The sequence below is a fragment of the Novispirillum itersonii genome, from assembly GCF_014205675.1.
Classification (GTDB): domain Bacteria; phylum Pseudomonadota; class Alphaproteobacteria; order Rhodospirillales; family Rhodospirillaceae; genus Novispirillum; species Novispirillum itersonii_A.
Genome location: NZ_JACIIX010000003.1, coordinates 223,082 through 243,612, shown reverse-complemented (window position 1 = coordinate 243,612; position 20,531 = coordinate 223,082). Strand labels below are relative to the sequence as shown.

General features: G+C 63.1%; 16 protein-coding genes. 8 read left to right on the top strand and 8 right to left on the bottom strand.

What is annotated here, in order from left to right; translation table 11 throughout:
* Positions 1-36 precede the first annotated feature (36 nt).
* A complete protein-coding gene (locus tag FHS48_RS06160; RefSeq protein WP_184262421.1) occupies positions 37-1,290 on the bottom strand; it encodes a UbiH/UbiF/VisC/COQ6 family ubiquinone biosynthesis hydroxylase in 1,254 nt (417 codons plus the stop codon).
* A gap of 363 nt (positions 1,291-1,653) precedes the next feature.
* Between FHS48_RS06160 and FHS48_RS06155 the strand changes: the two genes are divergently transcribed.
* The 7 genes from FHS48_RS06155 (at position 1,654) to ccmI (ending at position 7,652) form a co-directional block, all read left to right on the top strand.
* Positions 1,654-2,373, top strand: coding sequence for a heme ABC transporter permease (locus FHS48_RS06155; protein ID WP_184262420.1), 720 nt, complete (start codon positions 1,654-1,656; stop codon positions 2,371-2,373).
* A 66-nt stretch (positions 2,374-2,439) separates the two neighbouring features.
* A complete protein-coding gene (gene ccmD, locus FHS48_RS06150; RefSeq protein ID WP_260402362.1) occupies positions 2,440-2,649 on the top strand; it encodes a heme exporter protein CcmD in 210 nt (69 codons plus the stop codon).
* A complete protein-coding gene (ccmE, locus tag FHS48_RS06145) occupies positions 2,646-3,125 on the top strand; it encodes a cytochrome c maturation protein CcmE (protein ID WP_184262418.1) in 480 nt (159 codons plus the stop codon). The genes ccmD and ccmE overlap by 4 nt, the downstream gene beginning before the upstream one ends.
* A gap of 42 nt (positions 3,126-3,167) precedes the next feature.
* Positions 3,168-5,177 (top strand): heme lyase CcmF/NrfE family subunit, encoded by a 2,010-nt coding sequence (locus FHS48_RS06140; RefSeq protein ID WP_184262417.1) that lies wholly within the window; start codon positions 3,168-3,170, stop codon positions 5,175-5,177.
* Positions 5,178-5,194: 17 nt separating this feature from the next.
* Complete coding sequence (locus tag FHS48_RS06135; RefSeq protein WP_184262415.1) at positions 5,195-5,734, top strand: DsbE family thiol:disulfide interchange protein; 540 nt, start codon at positions 5,195-5,197, stop codon at positions 5,732-5,734.
* Entirely contained in the window at positions 5,731-6,219 is a 489-nt protein-coding gene (locus FHS48_RS06130) for a cytochrome c-type biogenesis protein (RefSeq protein WP_184262413.1), read from the top strand. The genes FHS48_RS06135 and FHS48_RS06130 overlap by 4 nt, the downstream gene beginning before the upstream one ends.
* Complete coding sequence (gene ccmI, locus FHS48_RS06125; protein ID WP_184262411.1) at positions 6,216-7,652, top strand: c-type cytochrome biogenesis protein CcmI; 1,437 nt, start codon at positions 6,216-6,218, stop codon at positions 7,650-7,652. The genes FHS48_RS06130 and ccmI overlap by 4 nt, the downstream gene beginning before the upstream one ends.
* Positions 7,653-7,731: 79 nt before the next feature.
* Here the strand turns inward: ccmI and FHS48_RS06120 are convergent, their stop codons facing one another.
* From FHS48_RS06120 to FHS48_RS06090, 7 genes are all read right to left on the bottom strand, one after another.
* Entirely contained in the window at positions 7,732-8,982 is a 1,251-nt protein-coding gene (locus FHS48_RS06120; RefSeq protein WP_184262409.1) for a phenylacetate--CoA ligase family protein, read from the bottom strand.
* Between the two features lie 15 nt (positions 8,983-8,997).
* Positions 8,998-9,849: an ABC transporter ATP-binding protein gene (locus FHS48_RS06115; RefSeq protein WP_184262407.1), complete on the bottom strand. Its 852-nt coding sequence runs from the start codon at positions 9,847-9,849 to the stop codon at positions 8,998-9,000.
* 157 nt (positions 9,850-10,006) lie between these two features.
* A complete protein-coding gene (locus FHS48_RS06110) occupies positions 10,007-11,326 on the bottom strand; it encodes an ABC transporter substrate-binding protein (protein ID WP_184262405.1) in 1,320 nt (439 codons plus the stop codon).
* 154 nt (positions 11,327-11,480) lie between these two features.
* Complete coding sequence (locus FHS48_RS06105) at positions 11,481-12,560, bottom strand: branched-chain amino acid ABC transporter permease (protein WP_184262403.1); 1,080 nt, start codon at positions 12,558-12,560, stop codon at positions 11,481-11,483.
* 13 nt (positions 12,561-12,573) lie between these two features.
* Entirely contained in the window at positions 12,574-13,509 is a 936-nt protein-coding gene (locus FHS48_RS06100) for a branched-chain amino acid ABC transporter permease (protein ID WP_184262401.1), read from the bottom strand.
* Between the two features lie 141 nt (positions 13,510-13,650).
* A complete protein-coding gene (locus FHS48_RS06095) occupies positions 13,651-14,487 on the bottom strand; it encodes an ABC transporter ATP-binding protein (RefSeq protein WP_184262399.1) in 837 nt (278 codons plus the stop codon).
* A 52-nt stretch (positions 14,488-14,539) separates the two neighbouring features.
* Positions 14,540-16,513, bottom strand: a complete 1,974-nt coding sequence (locus FHS48_RS06090; RefSeq protein ID WP_184262397.1) for an AMP-binding protein — start codon at positions 16,511-16,513, stop codon at positions 14,540-14,542.
* A gap of 1,262 nt (positions 16,514-17,775) precedes the next feature.
* Between FHS48_RS06090 and acnA the strand changes: the two genes are divergently transcribed.
* Positions 17,776-20,454, top strand: a complete 2,679-nt coding sequence (acnA, locus tag FHS48_RS06085) for an aconitate hydratase AcnA (protein WP_184262395.1) — start codon at positions 17,776-17,778, stop codon at positions 20,452-20,454.
* Positions 20,455-20,531: the final 77 nt, after the last annotated feature.

Here is a 20,531-nt window from a genome sequence, read left to right as displayed (position 1 = left end):
AAGCCTGCCGCCCGCCTTCGGAACCGGGTGGAGTGCTTACAGCGGCTCTCCCTGCATCAGCTTCGGCAGGGCCCCGACGTCGCCCATGGCGTGGCGCATGAAGAACCGCTTGAGGCCGGGCAGCTTGTTTACCACCGCCATCCCGGCGGTGCGGGCCAGCCGCAGCGGCGCGAGATCGTTCGAGAACAGCCGGACCAGACCATCGGTCATCCCCAACATCAGAACGTTATCGAAACGACGCCATTTCTGATAGCCTTCCAGCACGGTGGCAGCCCCGACATCGACGCCCAGCCGCTTCGCCTCCACCACCTTCTCAATCAGGGCGGCAACATCACGCAGGCCGAAATTCATCCCCTGTCCGGCCACCGGATGCATGCCATGGGCGGCATCCCCCACCAGCGCCAGCCGCAGATCAATATAGCGGCTGGCATGCTGAAGGGTCAGCGGATAGCCGAACCGCTTGCTGACCACCTTGACCTCTCCGAGGAAATCCCCGAACCGGCTCATCAGCTCGGCATGGAATTCTTCCTCCGGCAGCTTCAGGATGGTCCATGCCAGCGGATCCTTCTCCGTCCACACCAGCGAGGAATGATGCCCGCCCGGCAGCGGCAGAATGGCGAACGGCCCCGACGGCAGGAACCGTTCATGGGCAATGCCGCGATGGTCCTTTTCATGCCAGACGGTCATGACGATGCCGACCTGATTGTACGGCAGGCCATGTTGCAGGCGGATGCCAGCCATCTCACGGATCTGGCTGCGGCGGCCGTCGGCGGCCACCACCAGACGGGCCCGGATCACCCGGCCGTCCGTCAGGGTGACCGTGGCCCCATCCACCCGGCGCTCCACCGCCGCCACCGAGGCCGGGGCCAGCAGGGTGGCTTTCTCCAGTTCGGCAAAGCGGGCGAGGATTCCCCGGCGGATGGTGCGGTTTTCCGCCATATAGCCCATCGGCGCCCCGACCTCACGGTGATCGTAATGCAGGTGCAGCGGGCTGTTGCTGTCGGTGACGCGGATATCCAGAATCGGCTGGACATCCGCCACCATATGCGCCCACACCCCGGTGCCGTCCAGCACCCGCTGGCAGGCCAGCGCAATGGCGGATGACCGGCCATCGTAGCCGGTGTCCAGCAGAACGGCGGCGTCATCCTTGTCGATGCAGATGGTGCTGACCCCGTGCTGGGCCAGCCCGCAGGCCAGCGTTCCGCCGACCAGACCACCCCCGACCACCACCACATCACAGGTCAATACCGGGCCGGACACCCCGGCGGAAGACGATACGGTCTGGGACATGAACGGCACTCCTGACAGAAACCGGGATAAAAGCGGCAGGGACCCCGTGCCCTGAATTCCGGCGGAACTGTGGCCCGAAGCCGGGCCGATGTCCAGTCTTCAGCCGGGGGATTCCCCCTGTCCTTCAGCCCCGGTTCTTCAGCCCCGATCCTTCAGACAGTGTTCAGATACCCCACATTAAACTTAATCAAGGTTTGACGTGCCTCAAGGCGCAACCGGCCAGACTGGCTTTAATTCCGGGACAACGGTATGAATAGCCCCGATCCGCACACTGTCCCGCTTCGACGGGATCTTGTAATCCCCGGCACCGGACGCCACTTTGCGGGCGCCGGGTCCGATCGGGCCCAGACCACGGGAGTCCTGATGCACCGGTTCGCCAACCCTACCCGCTTCCTGCGGCTGGCCGACGCCATCCTGCCGTGGAGCATCGCCGCCACCGTTCTGGCTCTGGCCGCCGGACTGGTGTGGGCCCTTGTGTTTTCTCCTGCTGACTATCAGCAGGGGGATACGGTCCGCATCATGTACCTGCATGTGCCTGCCGCGTGGATGGGGCTGTTTGCCTATACCGCCATGGCGGTGGCCAGTGCCGTCGCCCTGATCTGGAAACACCCGCTGGCTGATCTGGCCGCCAAGGCCAGCGCCCCGGTCGGCGCCTGCTTCACCTTCCTGTGCCTTGTCACCGGATCGCTGTGGGGCAAGCCGATGTGGGGCACCTGGTGGGTGTGGGACGCCCGCCTGACCAGCATGCTGATCCTGCTGTTCCTCTACCTCGGTTACATGGCGTTGCAGGGGGCTTTCGATGATCCCCAGCGCGGCCAGAAAGCCGCCGCCGTGCTGGCGCTGGTCGGCTTCGTCAACGTGCCGATCATCAAGTTCAGCGTTGACTGGTGGAATACCCTGCACCAGCCGGCCAGCGTGGTGAAGATGGGCGGCCCGGCCATTGATCCGGCGATGCTGGTGCCGCTGCTGGTGATGACCATTGGCTTCAAGGCGTATTACGTCACCCTGCTGCTGCTGCGCATCAAGGCCGAAGTCGCCGATGCCAAGATCCGAGCCCTGCGCCTGACGGAGATTCACGGCTAAACGGCCGGGAGCATCAGGACAGCACCGGAAACAAGATTAAATTTTATTGAGTCAGGAACGAGAGAGATGAACGGTTTTCTGTCGATGGGGGGATATGGGGGCTATGTCTGGCCCGCCTATGCCCTGACCTTCTTGGTTCTGGCGGCTCTGGGCGTTGCCACGGTCAGCGGCCTGCGCCGGAAGCAGAAAACCCTTGAGCTGCTGCAAAGCAGCGTCCGCTCCGCCCGTCGCCGCCGCGATGACGCTCCTGCCTCCGGCCCGGGAGAAACCGCATGAGCCGCGCCGCCACCCGTAAGAAACGCCGCCTGTATATGGTCGTTGCCGGCCTGCTGCTGCTGGGGACCGCCACGGCACTGGTCCTGACCGCCTTTCAGGACAATCTGGTGTTCTTCTACAGCCCGACCGACGTACAGGCGAAAAAGGTCGGTGAAGACCGCCGCTTCCGTCTCGGCGGGCTGGTCAAGGAAGGGTCGGTGATCAAGGCCGGATCCGAGGTGCGCTTTACCGTCACCGACATGAACGCCGACCTGCCGGTCAGTTACGCCGGGATCCTGCCTGACCTGTTCCGCGAAGGGCAGGGCGTGGTGGCCGAAGGGAAGCTCGACCGCTCCGGCGTGTTTGTCGCCAAGGAAGTTCTGGCCAAGCACGACGAAAACTACATGCCGCCGGAAGTGGCGGACGCCCTGAAAAAGTCCGGCCAGTGGACCGGGGCGCAGACTGAGGCCGCCTCCCACAAGGCCCCGAAAAACTAAGTCATTCCGACAGCCGCCACGCCCGCCTTGCAGGAGCGCTACATGACCTTAAGTATTGCTGAACTTGGCCAGTTTTCTCTGGCGCTGGCACTGTGTGTGGCGCTGGTCCAGTCCATTGTTCCCCTGTGGGGAGCCCAGCGCGGCGACGGGGCGATGATGGCCATGGCCCGCCCCGGTGCCGTCGCCCTGTTCCTTCTGGTGGCGATTGCCTTCGGCTGCCTGACCTATTCCTTCGTGGTGTCGGACTTTTCCGTCTCGGTGGTGGCCCAGAACTCCCACTCCGACAAGCCGATGCTGTACAAGGTCGCCGGGGTGTGGGGGAACCATGAAGGCTCCCTGCTGCTGTGGATCACCGCGCTGACCTTCTTCGGTCTGGCCGTGGCGCTGACCGGCCGCAACCTGCCGCCGCAGCTGCGGGCCCGCGCCCTGTCGGTGCAGGCGATGATCACCTTTGGCTTCCTGCTGTTCATCCTGCTGACCTCCAACCCGTTCATCCGCCTGAATCCGCCGCCGATGGACGGCAAGGGCCTGAACCCGCTGTTGCAGGACCCCGGCCTCGCCTTCCATCCGCCGATGCTCTACCTCGGCTATGTCGGGTTCTCGATGGCGTTTTCCTTCGCCGTCGCCGCCCTGATTGAAGGCCGGGTCGATGCCGCCTGGGCCCGCTGGGTGCGCCCGTGGACCCTGACCGCCTGGGTCTTCCTGACGCTGGGGATCGCGCTGGGGTCATGGTGGGCCTATTACGAACTCGGCTGGGGCGGCTGGTGGTACTGGGACCCGGTGGAAAACGCCAGCTTCATGCCGTGGCTGGCCGGGACCGCCCTGCTGCATTCCGCCATCGTCGTGGAAAAGCGGGACTCCCTGAAAAGCTGGACCATCCTGCTGTCGATCCTGACCTTCGCCATGAGCCTGCTCGGCACCTTCCTCGTCCGGTCGGGGGTGCTGACCAGCGTGCACGCCTTCGCCACGGACCCGACCCGCGGCATGTTCGTGCTGCTGCTGCTGGCGGTCTCCGTCGGCGGGGCCCTGATTCTCTATGCCTTCCGCGCCCCCTCCCTACAGGGCGGCGGCCTGTTCACCCCGATCTCGCGGGAAGGGGGACTGCTGCTGAACAACCTGCTGATGACCACCGCTATGGCCACCGTGCTGCTCGGTACCCTGTATCCGCTGATCGCTGATGCGCTGGTGCTGGGCAAGGTCTCGGTCGGTGCCCCGTTCTTCAACGCGGTGTTCGTGCCCCTGATGGTGCCGCTGATCGTGGTGATGGGCATCGGCCCGATGCTGGCGTGGAAACGCGGGGATCTGCGCGGGGCGCTGTCCCGCCTGTGGGTGGCGCTGGCCGCCACCGCCGTCACCATGGCCGGGTCGTGGCTGTATGTCGGCGGCACGGTGGATGACCTGCTGGCCGCTTTCGGCTTCGGGCTGGCGGCGTGGCTGCTGGTGGCAACGCTGGTGGAATGGGCGGAGCGGATCAGGCTGTTCCGCGCCCCGGCCGGGGAAAGCCTGCGCCGCGCCGCCAATCTGCCGCGCGCCGCCTGGGGCATGACCCTTGCCCATGCCGGAATGGCGCTGGTCGTTGCCGGGGTCACCGCCTCCTCCGCCTACAAGGGCGAACTGGTGCAGTCGCAGAAGATTGGCGAAACCGTCCGCATTGCCGGATATGACGTCACCCTGACCGCGGCCACCACGGTCCCCGGCCCGAACTACGAAGCCCAGCGCGGCGTGTTCGAGGTCCGCAAGGACGGCGCGCTGATTGCCGTGCTGACCCCGGAAAAACGCCTGTACCGCTCCCCGCCGATGCCGACCACGGAAGCGGCGATCCACACCAACGGCCTGTCCGATCTGTATACCGTGATCGGCGACCCCGATCCGGCCCTGCCCGGTGCCTATGTCACCCGCCTGTACCACGAGCCGCTGGTACCGCTGCTGTGGTATGGCGCGCTGCTGATGGCCGCCGGTGGGCTGGTCTCGCTGACTGACCGCCGCCACCGCGTCGGCGCCCCGGTGCGGAAACGCGCGGGGGCCGCCGCTGCCGCAGCGGCCAAAGCCTGAGGAAAGACAGAGCGATCATGCGTAAACTGATCTTTATCGCCCCGACCGTGATGTTTGTGGTGCTGGTCGGCCTGTTCGCCGCCCAGCTCCTCAGCGGACGCGACCCCAAGACCATCCCCTCGGTGCTGATCAACCGCCCGGTGCCTGACTTTGCGCTGGAAGAACTGCCGGGCCGGGGCATGCCGCTGCGCTCCTCTGACCTGAAAGGCGAGGTGTCTCTGGTCAATATCTTCGGGTCATGGTGCGTCGCCTGCGCCATCGAACACCCGTTCCTGATGCAGTTGAAGCAGCAGAAAGCCATTCCCATCCACGGCATCGACTGGCGGGAAAAGAACCCGATGGACGGCCTGCGCTGGCTCCAGAAAAACGGCGACCCGTACACCCGGGTCGGTCTGGACCCCGACAGCAAGGTCGCCATCGACTTTGGCGTGACCGGCGCGCCGGAAACCTTCGTCGTCGATAAGAACGGGGTCATCCGCTACAAGCACATCGGTCCGGTCACCGCCGAGGTCTGGGAACAGACCCTGAAGCCGCTGGTGGAGGAACTGCGCAAGTGAAACGCCTCGCTGTCCTCGCCCTGTCCGCCCTGATGCTGTCCGCCCCGCTGGCGCTGGCCGTGCAGCCGGACGAAATGCTGAAAGACCCGCAGATGGAACAGCGGGCCCGGGATATTTCCAAACATCTGCGCTGTGTGGTCTGCCAGAACGAAAGCATCGACGAATCCAACGCCGATCTGGCCCGCGACCTGCGCCTGCTGGTGCGGGACCGGCTGACCAAAGGGGATAACAACGATCAGGTGATGCAGTACATCGTCGACCGTTACGGGGATTACGTGCTGCTGCGCCCGCCGTTCAAGATGACGACGCTGGCCCTGTGGGCCGGGCCGCCGCTGTTCGCCCTGCTGGCCCTCGGGCTGGGATGGCGGCTGTACCGCCGCCCGGCCGGTGCCCGCCCGGATGACGCCCCGACAGCCACCCCGCTGAGTGCGGAAGAACGGAAACGGCTGGAAAAACTGCTGCGGACTGAGGAGAGCGGGTCGTGACCCTGACATTGGTAACCTTTGTCGGCCTGACCTTCGCCGTTCTGGTGATGCTGGCCCTGCCTCTGCTGCGCCGTCAGGGGGGGCCGGTGATCCGGGCCGCCTTCGACATGCAGGTCTACCGCGATCAGCTGCGGGAACTGGAGAAGGATCTGGAGCGTGGCGTGGTCACGGCGGAACAGGCCGATGCTGCCCGCCTTGAGATTCACCGCCGCCTGCTGGCCGCCGATACCGAAGCCCGGGCTGCCGGAGCCGGACAGGGGGCCTTGCCGGGGCGGCGGGGCCGGATCCTGACCACCGTCATGCTGGCGATCCTGCTGCCGGTTCTGGCCTTTGGCCTGTATGGGCGTCTGGGGTCTCCCGGCTACCCGGACCGCCCGCATACCGAGCGGATGGCCGAAATGCTGGGGCTGAGCCCCGATCAGGCCAAGGCGCTGCGCACCACCGCCGAGACCATGACGAAAGCCCTGTCCGATGGCAGCGGAAAACAGTCTGACTGGGTGGCCCTTGGCCAGACCTGGCAGCAGCTGGGGGACTATACCAAGGCCCTGAATGCCTATGATCAGGCCGCTGAAAAGGGTCCTCTTGATGCCGCCAGCTGGGCCTCGATGGGCGAAGCCAACGTCATGGCCAGCAACGGGCAGGTGATGCCCGGCGCGAAAGAGGCGTTCCTGAAAGCGCTGGCGCAGGACCGGAACGACCCGCGCAGCCGGTATTATCTCGGCATGGCGGCGGTACAGGCGGGCGATGCCCCACGCGGAATCGCCATCTGGCGCGATCTGTCGCAGGACTCCCCCCCGGATGCCCCGTGGATGCGGATGCTGCGGTCACGGATCGCACAGGCAGCGCAGGAAGCCGGCATCCCGCCGATGTCGGTCAGCCCGCGTCACCCGCTGGACTCCCGCCCGGTGGAAACCGTCGCCCTGCCGTCCGGTTCTGCTCCGCCGCCGGATCAGCAGGCCCCGTCTGAGGAAGGCTTCACCCCGGACCAGAAGGCCATGGTCGACAGCATGATCCAGCGGCTGAAGGACCGGCTGGCCACCAGCCCGCAGGACCCGGAAGGCTGGGCCCGTCTGGGGAAATCCCTCGGCGTGCTGAAAGACTATGACGGCTCCGTCAAGGCCTATGCCACCGCGGTGGAACAGGACAGCAAGAACGTCGGGACCCGCCTTGATTACGGGATGGCCCTGCTGACCCGGGCGGAAAACACCAAATCCCCCAGCCTGCCGGACGCATTCTATGAACAGGCGAAGTGGATGGAAACCAACGCCCCGGAAGAGCCCGGCGGGCTTTACCTGCGGGCGCTGGCCGCTGAAAGCCGGAAGCAGGCGGACGCCGCCATTGCCCTGTGGACCAAACTGTCTGCGGTGATGCCGCCGGACAGCCCGGCCTATGCGATGGCACAGGACCGCCTGAAGGCTCTCGGGGCACGATAGCCTGCCCCGCACGGGGAACAGAAAAGGCCGCAGGAGCGATCCTGCGGCCTTTTTCTCAGATTCCAGCCATCCCGTCCGGTCAGGCATAGGTCCGGATGTCATCAATCACCTTGCCGTCATTGGGCAGGGATCCCGGTTCCACCAGTTCCACCTGCCCCTTCAGCTTGGTCACGTCCTGCAAAGTCCGCTGGAGGATCTGATCGAATCCTTCCGCAGCCCCGGCAACCTCGACCCGGATCAGCATCTGATCGACGTTATCCACCGAGGACGCCACCAGCCGGGCCCGGCGGATTTCCGGATGCCGCTTCACCACTTCGGCGACCTGTTCGGGGTGCACGAACATCCCCTTGATCTTGGTGGTCTGGTCGGCCCGGCCCATCCAGCCCTTGATCCGCATATTGGTGCGGCCGCAGGGGCTGATGCCCGGCAGCAGGGCGGTCATATCGCCGGTGGCAAAGCGGATCAGCGGATATTCCGGGGTAAAGGTGGTGACGACGATTTCCCCGACCTCGCCCGGCTCGACCGGATCCCCGGTGCCGGGGCGGACGATTTCGACGATCACCCCTTCCTCAACCACCATCCCCTCCAGCGCCGGGGTCTCATAGGCGACGACGCCCAGATCGGCGGTGGCATAGGCCTGATAGACATCAACGCCCAGATCCCGGATCAGGGCCCGCAGGCTGGGCGGAAGCGCCTCGCCCGACACCAGCCCCTTCTTCATCGAGGAGGTATCAAGGCCCAGTTCTTTGGCTTTTTCGAGGACAATCCGCAGAAAACTCGGGGTCCCGCAGTAGCCGACCGACCGCATGGCGGCAATCGCCTGCGCCTGCTGTTCGGTCTGGCCGATCCCGGCCGGGAACACCAGACAGCCCAGCGCCCGCGCCCCGTCATCCAGAATCCAGCCACCCGGCGTGAAGTGGTAGGAGAAACTGTTGTGCACCACATCCCCGGCCCGGAACCCGGCGGCATACAGGGCCCGGGCCGCCCGCCAGTAGTTGGCCCCCAGCCCCTGCGGCTCGTTGATCGGGCCGGGGGATTGAAAGATCCGCCCCACCGACCGGCCCCGCGCCACCAACCCGCCAAACGGCGGAGTCAGGGCCTGCACCTCTTTCAGGGCAGATTTCCGCAGCACCGGCAGCTTTGCCAGCGCCGCCCGGTCCGTCACCTGTGCCGGATCAACATCCTTGAGGTGGGTGGCAAAAAAGTCGGTCTGGGCCTTGGCGTGGGCAATCAGCCCCGGCAGGGCGGCAAACAGATCCTGCTCCCGCTGCTCCGGCGAACGGGTCTCCAGAGCATCAAGATGGTCCGGCCCGGTGTCCTGTGCGCTCATCTCCGTCTCCCTCCCTTACAGCCAGCGCTTCCGGCGGCGGTAATGCTTGACGTCCTTGAAGCTCTTGCGGCCCTCGGCGGCAAGGCCGAGGTAGAATTCCTTCACGTCATCGTTTTCCATCAGGCGCTGGGCCTCGCCTTCCATCACCACGCGGCCGTTTTCAAGAATATAGCCGAAGGTGGCATACTTCAGGGCGATGGTGGTGTTCTGCTCCGCCAGCAGGAACGATACGCCTTCCTTCTGGTTCAGCTGCCTGACGATCTCGAAGATTTCCTCGACCAACTGTGGAGCCAGCCCCATCGACGGCTCATCGAGCAGAATCAGCTTCGGCTTGGTCATCAGGGCCCGGCCGATGGCGACCATCTGCTGTTCCCCGCCGGAGGTATAACCGGCCTGACTGCTGCGGCGCACCTTCAGGCGCGGGAAATAGTCATAGACCATCTCCAGATCCCGCTTCACCGCCGCCGCCCCTTCGGTCCGGGTATAGGCACCGGTCAGCAGGTTCTCTTCCACCGTCAGGTGACCGAAGCAGTGGCGGCCTTCCATCACCTGCACCACGCCCATCTTGACGAGGTCATTGGGGGTCAGGTTCTGAATGCTGCGGCCGTTGTAATCGACGGTTCCCTTGGTGACTTCCCCGCGCTCTGCCCGCAGCAGGTTGGAAATCGCCTTCAGGGTGGTGGTCTTGCCCGCGCCGTTGGCCCCGAGCAGGGCAACGATGCCCCCTTCCGGCACCGCAAGGGACACCCCCTTCAGCACCAGAATCACGTGATCGTAGATCACCTCGATGTTGTTAACCCGCAGGATCGGCTCGGCAACCGCAGGGCTGCTGGCAGTCTGAACGGCATGCAGGGTGGCTTGGCTCACGACGGGTACTCCCTAAAAACACTGCACTGCGCCGGGGCCTGCGGCCCGAACAGCGACGCGGTTTTTCCTTTTGGGCAGGCCCGCCCCCGTCAAGACAGGGAACACGGGGGCGGGCTGCCGGTCACATCATCCGGTTTCCCGGAACTGGGGAGACCCCTCAGTTGCAGGTCCGCGGCGTAATGTTCTTCTCCTTGGCGTACTGGGCGGCGGATTCCTTGTACATTTCGGTCAGGAAGCCGTCGCGGCGCGGGGTGATCCAGTCAGACACCGGGGTCCAGGCAGCCCCCGACCACTGCTGAATCATCACCTTCCCACCGCCTTCATGGTCCTTACAGGACAGTTGCAGCGGTGCCATCAGGCCCTTCAGGCCCAGCTTGTCGAGAGCGGCATCGTCAAGCTTCAGGTTTTCCAGACCCCAGCGGATCTGTTCCCCGGTCATCGGCTTGTTGCCATACTTGGTCATGGCGGTGCGGATGCCTTCAGCCATCAGCACGGCGGAGATCAGGCCACGGTTGTACAGGATGTCGCCGACCTTATCGCGGTCGCTGGCACCCTTGCCCTTCTCGTACAGGTTCTTGAGGATGTCTTCATGGACCTTGTAGTTGGCACCGGCGCCATGGAACTGGGCAGCCAGATAGCCCTTGGCATCCATGCCCGCCGGGCGGACGTCGACTTCAGAGCCGGACCACCACACACCGACAAACTTGTTCATCGGGAAGCCGACCGCCGCCGCTTCCTTGATGGCGGTGGAGTTCATCACCCCCCAGCCCCACATGATGACCCAGTCCGGCTTCAGCTGACGGCCGATCTTCAGCCAGGTCGCCTTCTGCTCCAGCCCCGGATGCGGCACCGGGAACAGGTCCAGCTTGAAGCCGTCCTTCTCCGCCAGCGCCTGAAGGGTCTTGATCGGCTCCTTCCCGAAGGCGGAGTCATGATAAACCAGCGCGATCTTCTTGCCCTTCAGGCTCTTTTCCTGAGCCTCAATGTGCTGGACGATGGCGTCAGCACCGGCCCAGTAGGTCACCGGCGCGGTGAAGATCCACTCAAACACCGCCCCGTCGGAGGCATCGGCGCGGCCATAGCCGGAGGTGATCATCGGGATCTTATCCGCGCGGACACGGTCCATCAGGGCGTAGGTGATGCCGGTCGACAGCGGCTGCACCGAAGCACCGCCGGTCGGGCCCTTGCCCTTCAGCTTTTCATAGCATTCCACGCCTTTGTCATTGTTATAGGCGGTGTCGCATTCTTCGTAGACCAGCGGCACGCCATTGATGCCACCGTCACGGGCATTCAGCAGCGACACATAGTCGGCGAACCCGTCCGCCCACGGAATCCCGCCCGGCGCATAGGGGCCGGTGCGGTACACCAGACCGGGCACGAACTGCCCGTTTTCCTGCGCCTGCGCCGGAGCAACCGACAGGGCCGAGGCGGCCAGCGTGGCACCGACAGCGGCGAGAGCGAGTTTCTTGAAAATCATGCGCGTCCTCCCATGGACTTTTTGAGGTCTGACGTTTTTCTTCATCAGGCAGCCGGACTTCCGGTCTGCGGGATCCGGGCTTGGCGGGGCGGTTGATCCACCCCTGCCCGTGTTTTTGGTATCGGCTGTGGCCGGGCCTGTTCCCTGAGGGATATCAGTACGGGAACGGCCACAGACGCAGCTTTTCCTTACCGATCTGCCACAGCCGGGCCAGCCCGTGCGGCTCAACGATCAGGAAGAAAATGATCAGCGCCCCGAAGATCATGTATTCAAGGTGCGAAATCATATCGACAGGAATGTTCAGGCCCAAAATGTGCGGGGCGTTGGTCAGGATCACCGGCAACAGCACCATGAATCCCGCGCCGAGGAATGATCCAAGGATCGACCCCAGACCGCCGATGATGACCATGAACAGGACCTTGAAGGAAATCTCGATCGAGAAGGCCAGCGGTTCCACCGATCCGGTGTAGATGAAGGCCCAGGCCGCCCCGGCGATCCCGCAGTAGAAGGAGCTGATGGCAAAGGCCGAAAGCTTGGTCTGAAGCGGCTTGATCCCGATGATTTCCGCCGCGATATCCATATCGCGGATCGCCATCCACGCCCGGCCGAGGTGGCAGCGGGTCAGGTTCTTGGCAGCCAGCGCCAGAAAGCCGACGAACACCAGCAGGAACAGATACTTGGCGGTGTAGTGGGCACTGGACCCGGTCACCATGATGTCCCCGAAGATCGCCCGCGGCGGGGCCGAAATCACCCCGGAGGACGAATAGTTGGTGAACCATGGCACCTTATTGAACAGCCACAGCAGGAAGAACTGCGCCGCCAGCGTCGCCACCGCCAGATAGAACCCCTTGATGCGCAGGGACGGAATCCCGAACAACACCCCGACGAAGGCGGTGATCACCCCCGACCCCAGAAACACGAACACAATGTTCAGATCCGGGAAGGCGGTGGACAGCTTGTAGGCGGCAAAAGCGCCGGTGGCCATGAATCCGCCGGTGCCGAGCGACAGCTGCCCGGCATAGCCGGTCAGGATATTCAGCCCGATGGCGGCGATCGACATCACCAGAAACGGGATCAGGATGGTGGTGGTCAGATATTCAGTGGCAACCAGCGGTAGAACACCGAGGGCAATCGCGGCGATGACGGCAATGCCAACGCGGTCCTGCAAAATCGGGAAAATCTGCTGATCAGCGGCGTAGGAGGTTTTGAACTGGCCTGCCTCACGGTACAGCATCTGTGCTTACTCCTTACACACGCTCGATGATTTTGTCGCCGAACAGGCCCTGCGGCCGGAACAGCAGGAACACCAGCGCCAGCATGTAGGCGAACCAGTCTTCAATGCCGCCGCCGATGGCGTCAGCCCAGTACACTTCCGCCACCTTTTCACCGGCACCGATGATCAGGCCGCCGATGATGGCCCCGGGAACAGAGGTGAAGCCGCCGAGGATCAGCACCGGCAGGGCCTTCAGGGCCACCATCGCCAGCGAGAACTGCACCCCGAGCTTCGATCCCCACATCACCCCGGCGACCAGACCGACCAGACCGGCGACGGTCCAGACAATCGCCCAGATGGTCTTCAGCGGAATCCCGACCGACAGCGCCGCCTGATGGTCATCCGCCACCGCCCGCAGGGCGCGGCCGACACGGGTCTTCTGGAAAAACACCGCCAGAACGGCCACCAGAGATCCGGCAACAACCGCCGCGATGATGTCAAACTTGTTGACCAGCACCCCGCCGATTTCCAGCGGGGTCTGCGGCAGGCCGATATCCAGAACGCGGACACTGGACCCCCACACCGTCTGACCGAACCCGTCAAGGAAGTAGGTGACGCCGATGGTGGCCATGAACAGGATGATGTGCGGCTGGTTGACCAGCGGGCGCAGCACCACCCGTTCAATCGTCATCGCCAGCAGGACCATCACGCCGATGGTCAGGATCAGCGATCCCCACCACGGCACTCCTTTGTCGATGAACCCGGCGAAGAACAGGGCCGCGAACAGAACCATCGCCCCCTGCGCGAAGTTAAAAACACCCGAGGCCTTGAAAATCAGCACGAAGCCGAGCGCCACCAGAGAATACATCACCCCGGACAGCAGGCCCCCGGTCAGAACTTCCACGAAGAACAGCGGGGAATCAGCAATCTGCACAAAGGGGCTGATAAAAAAATTGTAGAGGAAGTCCATCGGACTCATCCTTCCATCTTGAACCGGGTCCCGCAGGAGCATTTTCCGGTTAAGAGAACCCTGTTGACTGAAAATGCCCGTCCCCAACGGATCCAAGCGTTTTCAACCACAAAACCGGTGTCCACTTTTGCTGAAACCGCTCTAGTGGCCGCCGCCCAGATAGGCGTCGATCACATCCTGATTGGCCCGGACTTCATCCGGGGTGCCGTCGGCCAGCTTGCGGCCATAATCCAGCACCACCACCCGGTCGGAGATATCCATCACCACCCCCATGTCGTGCTCGATCAGCACGATGGTGGTGCCGAATTCCTTGTTCACGTCGAGGATGAAGCGGCACATGTCCTCCTTCTCCTCAAGGTTCATCCCGGCCATCGGCTCGTCGAGCAGCAGGATTTCCGGCTGGGCCGCCAAAGCCCGGCCCAGTTCCACCCGCTTCTGGAGGCCGTAGGGCAGACGCCCGACCGGCGTCTTGCGGACAGCCTCGATCTCAAGAAAGTCGATGATCTTTTCACAGAACTCGCGGTGTTCGGTCTCTTCCTTCCGCGCCCGGCCCAGATAAAAGGCCTGCGCCAGAACCCCGGATTTCATCATGGTGTTACGACCGGTCATGATGTTGTCGAGGGCACTCATCCCCTTGAACAGGGCAATGTTCTGGAAGGTGCGGGCAATCCCGGCACGGGCGGCCATAAAGGGGCGCATACGCTTACGCTCCTGCCCCTTGTGGATCACCTTGCCTTCCTGCGGGTGATAGAACCCGTTGATGACATTGAGCATGGAGCTCTTGCCCGCCCCGTTGGGGCCGATGATGGCAAGGATTTCATGCTGCCGGACATCAAAGCTGATGTTGGTCAGGGCCCGGACCCCGCCAAACGACAGGCTGATATTCTGAACCGACAGGATCACGCCCCCAATCTTGTGGCGGCCATCGGCAGTAAAGGCGTCGCTGCCGGATGCAGCGGATACAGCAGTGCTGGACATAGGGGAACTCCCCGGAAAAGTCAGGCGGAACCGGTGATACGGGGGGCGGGCCTCAGCCCGCCTTCCGCAGCGGCGTTGCCGGGGCCGGCTTAACGGCGGCGGCCCGGATCGCCAGATCGGCGCGGACCACCCCCTTGCGGCCATCCTCAAACGTCACCTCGGTCTCCACCCGCACGCTGGTGCGGCCGTCGAACAGGGCTTCGATCTGATCGGCATAGCGTTCGTTGATGAACTTGCGGCGGACCTTCCGGGTCCGGGTCAGTTCACCATCGTCCGCGTCCAGTTCCTTATGCAGCAGCAGGAAGCGCCCGATCTGGCAACCCGACAGCATCGGGTCGGCGGCAAGGTCGGCGTTGACCTTTTCCACGCACTCCTGAATCAGGTCGTAGACCACCGTCTGGGCGGCCAGATCCTGAAACCCGGAATAGGCCAGTCCCCGGCGTTCCGCCCAGTTTCCGACCGCTTCCAGATCAATGTTGATGAAGCAGCCGACACTGTCCCGCTTATCGCCGAAGGCCACCGCCTCCTTGATAAAGGGGAAGAACTTCAGCTTGTTTTCCAGATACTTGGGAGGGAACATCTGGCCGGACAGCATCCGGCCGACATCCTTGGCGCGGTCGATGATCTTCAGGTGGCCCTGTTCATTAAAGATCCCGGCATCGCCGGTATGCACCCAGCCATCCGCCGTCTTGTCTTCCGCCGTTTTGTCCGGCTTCTTGAAATAAGCCTGAAACACCCCGGGGCTGCGGAACAGCACTTCGCCGTTTTCGGCAATCTTCAGTTCCACGCCCGGCGCAGGCTTACCGACCGTGTCGGCATAGACCTCGCCATTGGGCTGCACGCAGATGAACACGCTGGCTTCGGTGGAGCCATAGATCTGTTTGATGTTGATGCCCAGCGACCGGTAGAAGGAGAAGATCTCCGGCCCGATCGCCTCCCCGGCGGTATAGGCCAGCTTGATCCGGCTGAAACCGAGGACATTCTTCAGCGGCCCGTAGACCAGGGCATTGCCCATCCCGTACAGCAGGCGATCGCCGAACGACACCGGCTTGCCGTCCAGAATATCAACGCCGACACGCCTGGCGACATCCATGAAGTAGCCGAACATCTTCCGCTTCAGCGGGCTGGCATCCTCCATCCGGATCATCACCGTGGTCAGGATGTTTTCGTAGATGCGCGGCGGCGAGAAGAAATAGGTCGGCCCCAACTCCCGCAGGTCAATCAGCAGGGTTTCCCCGTTTTCCGGGCAGTTGACCGTGAAACCGCAGACATAGGCCTGCGCCATTGAGAACAGATGGTCCCCCACCCATGCCATCGGCAGGTAGGCAAGAACGTCCTCGTCAGGGGTCAGGCCTTCCATCTCGACGTTGTTGCGGGCGGTGATCAGCACGTTATCAAACGTCAGCATCACGCCCTTCGGCTGGCCGGTGGTGCCGGAGGTGTACAGCATCACCCCGATATCACTGCCCTTCCCCTTGGCGATTTCCCCATCCAGAAAGCCCGGATTGGCCGCCATCAGGGCCCGCCCCTTCTCCTGCACCGAGGCAAGGGAATGGATGAACGGCTGATGATAATCCCGCATGCCACGGTCATCCTCAAACAGGATGGTCTGTAGCTTCGGGCACTGATCCTTGATTTCCAGCAGCTTGTCGACCTGCTCCTGATCCTCGACCACGGCGAGGACCGCTTCCGCATGCTCCAGCACAAACTGCATTTCGCGGGCGACGGAGTCCTGATAGACCGGCACTGGCACACCGCCCAGCACCTGCACGGCCACCATGGACCAGTACAGCTGGGGCCGGTTATCGCCGACAAGGGCGATAGTGGCGCCGCGGCTTACGCCAAGGGCGGAGAATCCGGCGGCAAGAGCCATGATCTCATCGTGGACCTGTTTCCACGACCATGTCTGCCAGATGCCGAAATCCTTCTCGCGCATGGCGGGATGATTGGGGCGGACCTCTGCATGGTGCTTGAGCAGCTTCGGCAGGGTATCCATCGCCCGGGTGGTGGTGATTGCGGAGGCCATCAGACAGACCCTCCCCACAGACCGGCAGACGCACCCCGGCAACCGCTCACGAACGTTTCCGTCATGGACGTTTCCTTGGACATCAGTTTCACTCCCACGCCACCGGGCCTGTCATTGTGACGGCCCTGCGGCACTGCCCTTTCAGACGGGAGGCTGCTTGTGTGGACTCATCGGGGTTTCCCGGGTCCGGCCTCTTCTCGGCTGGAAGGCAACACGCGTTCTTACAACGTACTGTTTTTGTGATTTTGTGATTTTGTGATTTTTTGGTCTTGCTGGATCGTCGCCCCGGTTTTGCCGCCCCTTGAACAGACGACAGACTCCGATGGCTTTTTTTGCCGCCCGGTCCGATCGCCCGCCGGAACGGCGGGGCAGACAGGACAGAGGCGGAACCGTCTTCACGACCGGATACCCGGCGGAGAAGCGTTACAGATGATCCGGGCGGCCCACCCACCCGTGCAGCAAACAACAACCCCTGTTTTTTATCCCATCAGGGCCACCCGGGTTCGGGCCTGCCTCTGACGGGTCCTGCGGGTCCCTGACCGGGATCCCGCCGGGATACCCCCACCGGAAGGAGGGGTCCTGCCCGTATTTAGCGATCCCGACACTGGTGTACCGCGATCACGTCGCCTTGTCATGCACTTCTTGCATACATGACATGCGCCATGTGTGTAGCTAACCGCACTTTTGCCAACCGGTCAACAAAAGTTACGGTTTCCGTAGCGTCAACTGCCTCAACTGACCCTTAGCAAGTTTGCAAAATCAGCCTCTGCAACAGCCTTTTGAAGGCTATTTTTCGCCATCCGGCATTCTACGGCTCCAGAATTGTATACGAGACTGTATACGATCTATCCCCCTGCTGTGGACGAAACGGTTTGCGCATTAAACACGCCGATTCGCGGATTAATTACCACCCTTTCGGGTTGCTTTTTACCCACCCCCTTTAGACCCTCTCTTACGGGCCTTCCACCCGACACCCCTTACCGCTCCCTCTTCCTGCCTGCCTGTGGGGCCAGAGATCTCTCTTTCGGGGTAGCAATCTTAGGAAGAATCCCCATAACTAAGGAGGGAACGGATCCATCAGAGCTGCCCTGCGGAAACCTCTGGCAGATCTTACCCCTCCGCGCAAAAGACCTACCCGACGCCCCCTACCCTTCCTACCCTGCCTCAGCCTCCATCCGCCTGCCGGGATTCTCCGGCCCCGGCCTGTGGCCGGTGCCCGTTCCGACTCCCCTGAACAAGACCCCCAGAATCAGGAGCGCCCCATGCCTTTGAGCGGTCAGGACACCCTTAAAACCCGCCGGACCCTTTCTGTGGCCGGTAAGACATTTGACTACTTCAGCCTGCGCGCCGCCGCTGAAGGCGGTCTGGGCGATATCTCCCGGCTGCCGTACTCCATGAAGGTCCTTCTGGAAAACCTTCTGCGCTACGAAGACGGCCGCAGTGTCACCGTCGATGACATCAAGGCCTGCGCCCTCTGGGCTGTGGACAAACGTTCCGACCGCGAAATCGCCTACCGCCCGGCCCGGGTGCTGATGCAGGACTTTACCGGTGTCCCCGCTGTGGTTGATCTCGCCGCCATGCGCGATGCCATGAAAATCCTTGGCGGCGATGCCCAGAAGATCAATCCGCTGTCCCCGGTCGATCTGGTCGTCGACCATTCGGTCATGATCGATTATTTCGGATCCGCCGACGCCCTGACCAAGAACATGGACGTCGAATTTGAGCGTAATGGCGAGCGGTACGAATTCCTGCGCTGGGGCCAGAAAGCGTTCCAGAACTTCCGTGCCGTTCCGCCCGGCGCTGGCATCTGCCACCAGATCAACCTTGAGCATCTGGCCCGCGTTGCCTGGACCGGCGAAGAGGGTGACCGGACATTGGTGTATCCCGACACCTGTGTCGGCACCGATTCCCACACCACCATGGTCAACGGTCTCAGCGTGCTCGGCTGGGGGGTCGGCGGGATTGAAGCCGAAGCCGCCATGCTGGGTCAACCGGTGTCAATGCTGATCCCCGAGGTGATCGGCTTCAGACTGACCGGCAGACTGCGCGAAGGCATGACCGCCACCGATCTGGTGCTGACCGTCACCCAGATGCTGCGCCGGAAGGGCGTGGTCGGCAAGTTCGTGGAATTTTACGGTCCCGGCCTCGACACCCTGACCCTCGCCGACCGGGCCACCATTGCCAACATGGCCCCGGAATACGGGGCCACCTGCGGCATCTTCCCGGTCGATGCCGAGACCCTGACCTACCTGCGGCTGACCGGCCGCCCGGAAGACCAGATTGCTCTGGTCGAAGCCTACGCCCGGGAACAGGGCCTGTGGCGGACCCCCGAGTGGGATCCGGTGTTTACCGACACCCTTGAGCTAGACATGTCCACCGTCGAGGCCTCCCTCGCCGGACCCAAGCGCCCGCAGGACCGGGTTGCCCTGTCGGGTGCCGCCTCCGCCCTGAAAGATGTTCTGACAGCGGAAGGAGTGACAGATCACGGTAAAGGGTTTGCCGCCTCCGGAGAATCCTACGATCTGCATCAGGGGGATGTGGTGATTGCCGCCATCACCTCCTGCACCAACACCTCCAATCCCGGCGTACTGATTGCCGCCGGTCTGGTCGCCAAAAAGGCCGTTGAAAAGGGGCTGAAGCGCGCACCGTGGGTGAAGTCCTCACTGGCACCCGGATCGCAGGTGGTGCAGGACTATCTGGAAAAGGCCGGTCTTCAATCCTCCCTCGACCAGCTTGGGTTTAACATCGCCGGTTTTGGCTGTACCACCTGCATCGGCAACGCCGGACCGCTGGCGGAACCGATTGCCAATACCATCGACTCCAACAAAATGGTGGTGTCAGCGGTGCTGTCGGGGAACCGCAACTTTGAAGGACGGATCAGCCCGCATGTCCGCGCCAACTGGCTCGCCTCCCCGCCGCTGGTGGTGGCCTATTCGATCCTTGGCAACATGCAGAAGGACATCACCACGGAACCGCTGGGCACCGGATCCGACGGTCAGCCGGTCTACCTGAAAGATATCTGGCCGACCTCGGCAGAGATTCAGGCCACCGTCGCCGCCTGCGTCACCCGGGAAATGTTCCAGGAACGTTACGCCAATGTCTGGACCGGGCCGCAGCAGTGGCAGGACATCACGGTGGTGGAAGGGGAAACCTATACCTGGAGCGACACATCCACTTACGTGCAGAATCCCCCATACTTTGCCCGTATTGCTGAGGAGAGCGGGGCACTCCAGAACATCACCGGGGCCCGCCCGTTGGCGATTCTCGGAGATTCCGTCACCACGGACCACATTTCCCCCGCCGGATCCATCAAGGCTGACAGCCCGGCAGGCCGCTACCTGCTGGAACACGGTGTTGAGAAAAAGGACTTCAACAGTTACGGGGCCCGCCGTGGCAATCATGAGGTCATGATGCGGGGCACCTTCGCCAATATCCGTATCAAGAACGAAATGATCCCGGGAATCGAAGGAGGCATGACCAAACATATCCCGTCTGGCGACGTCATGGCGATTTATGACGCGGCTATGGCCTATCAGGCTGAAGGGACCCCGCTGGTGATCGTTGGCGGGAAGGAATACGGCACCGGCTCCTCCCGCGACTGGGCGGCCAAAGGCACTAACCTGCTGGGAGTGAAGGCGGTTCTGGTGGAGTCTTTCGAGCGGATCCACCGGTCCAATCTGGTTGGTATGGGGGTTCTGCCGTTGCAGTTCCCGACCGGTGTTGACCGGAAAACCCTGAAGCTTGATGGCACCGAGGTCTTTGATATCACCGGCATCGAAGGAGATATCAAGCCGCGTCAGGATGTCCGCGTGACCATCACCCGCGCTGACGGATCACAGGAAACCATCACCGCCCTGTGCCGGATTGATACCGCCGATGAGGTGGAATATTACCGCCACGGCGGCATCCTTCAGTACGTGTTGCGGTCCTTGGTGGCGTAAAGACCGGTCTTATTCTGAGTCCAAAACGGGGGGCGGCTGGCCCCCCCATTGAGGGATCTTCGCCATTCCAGAAATGA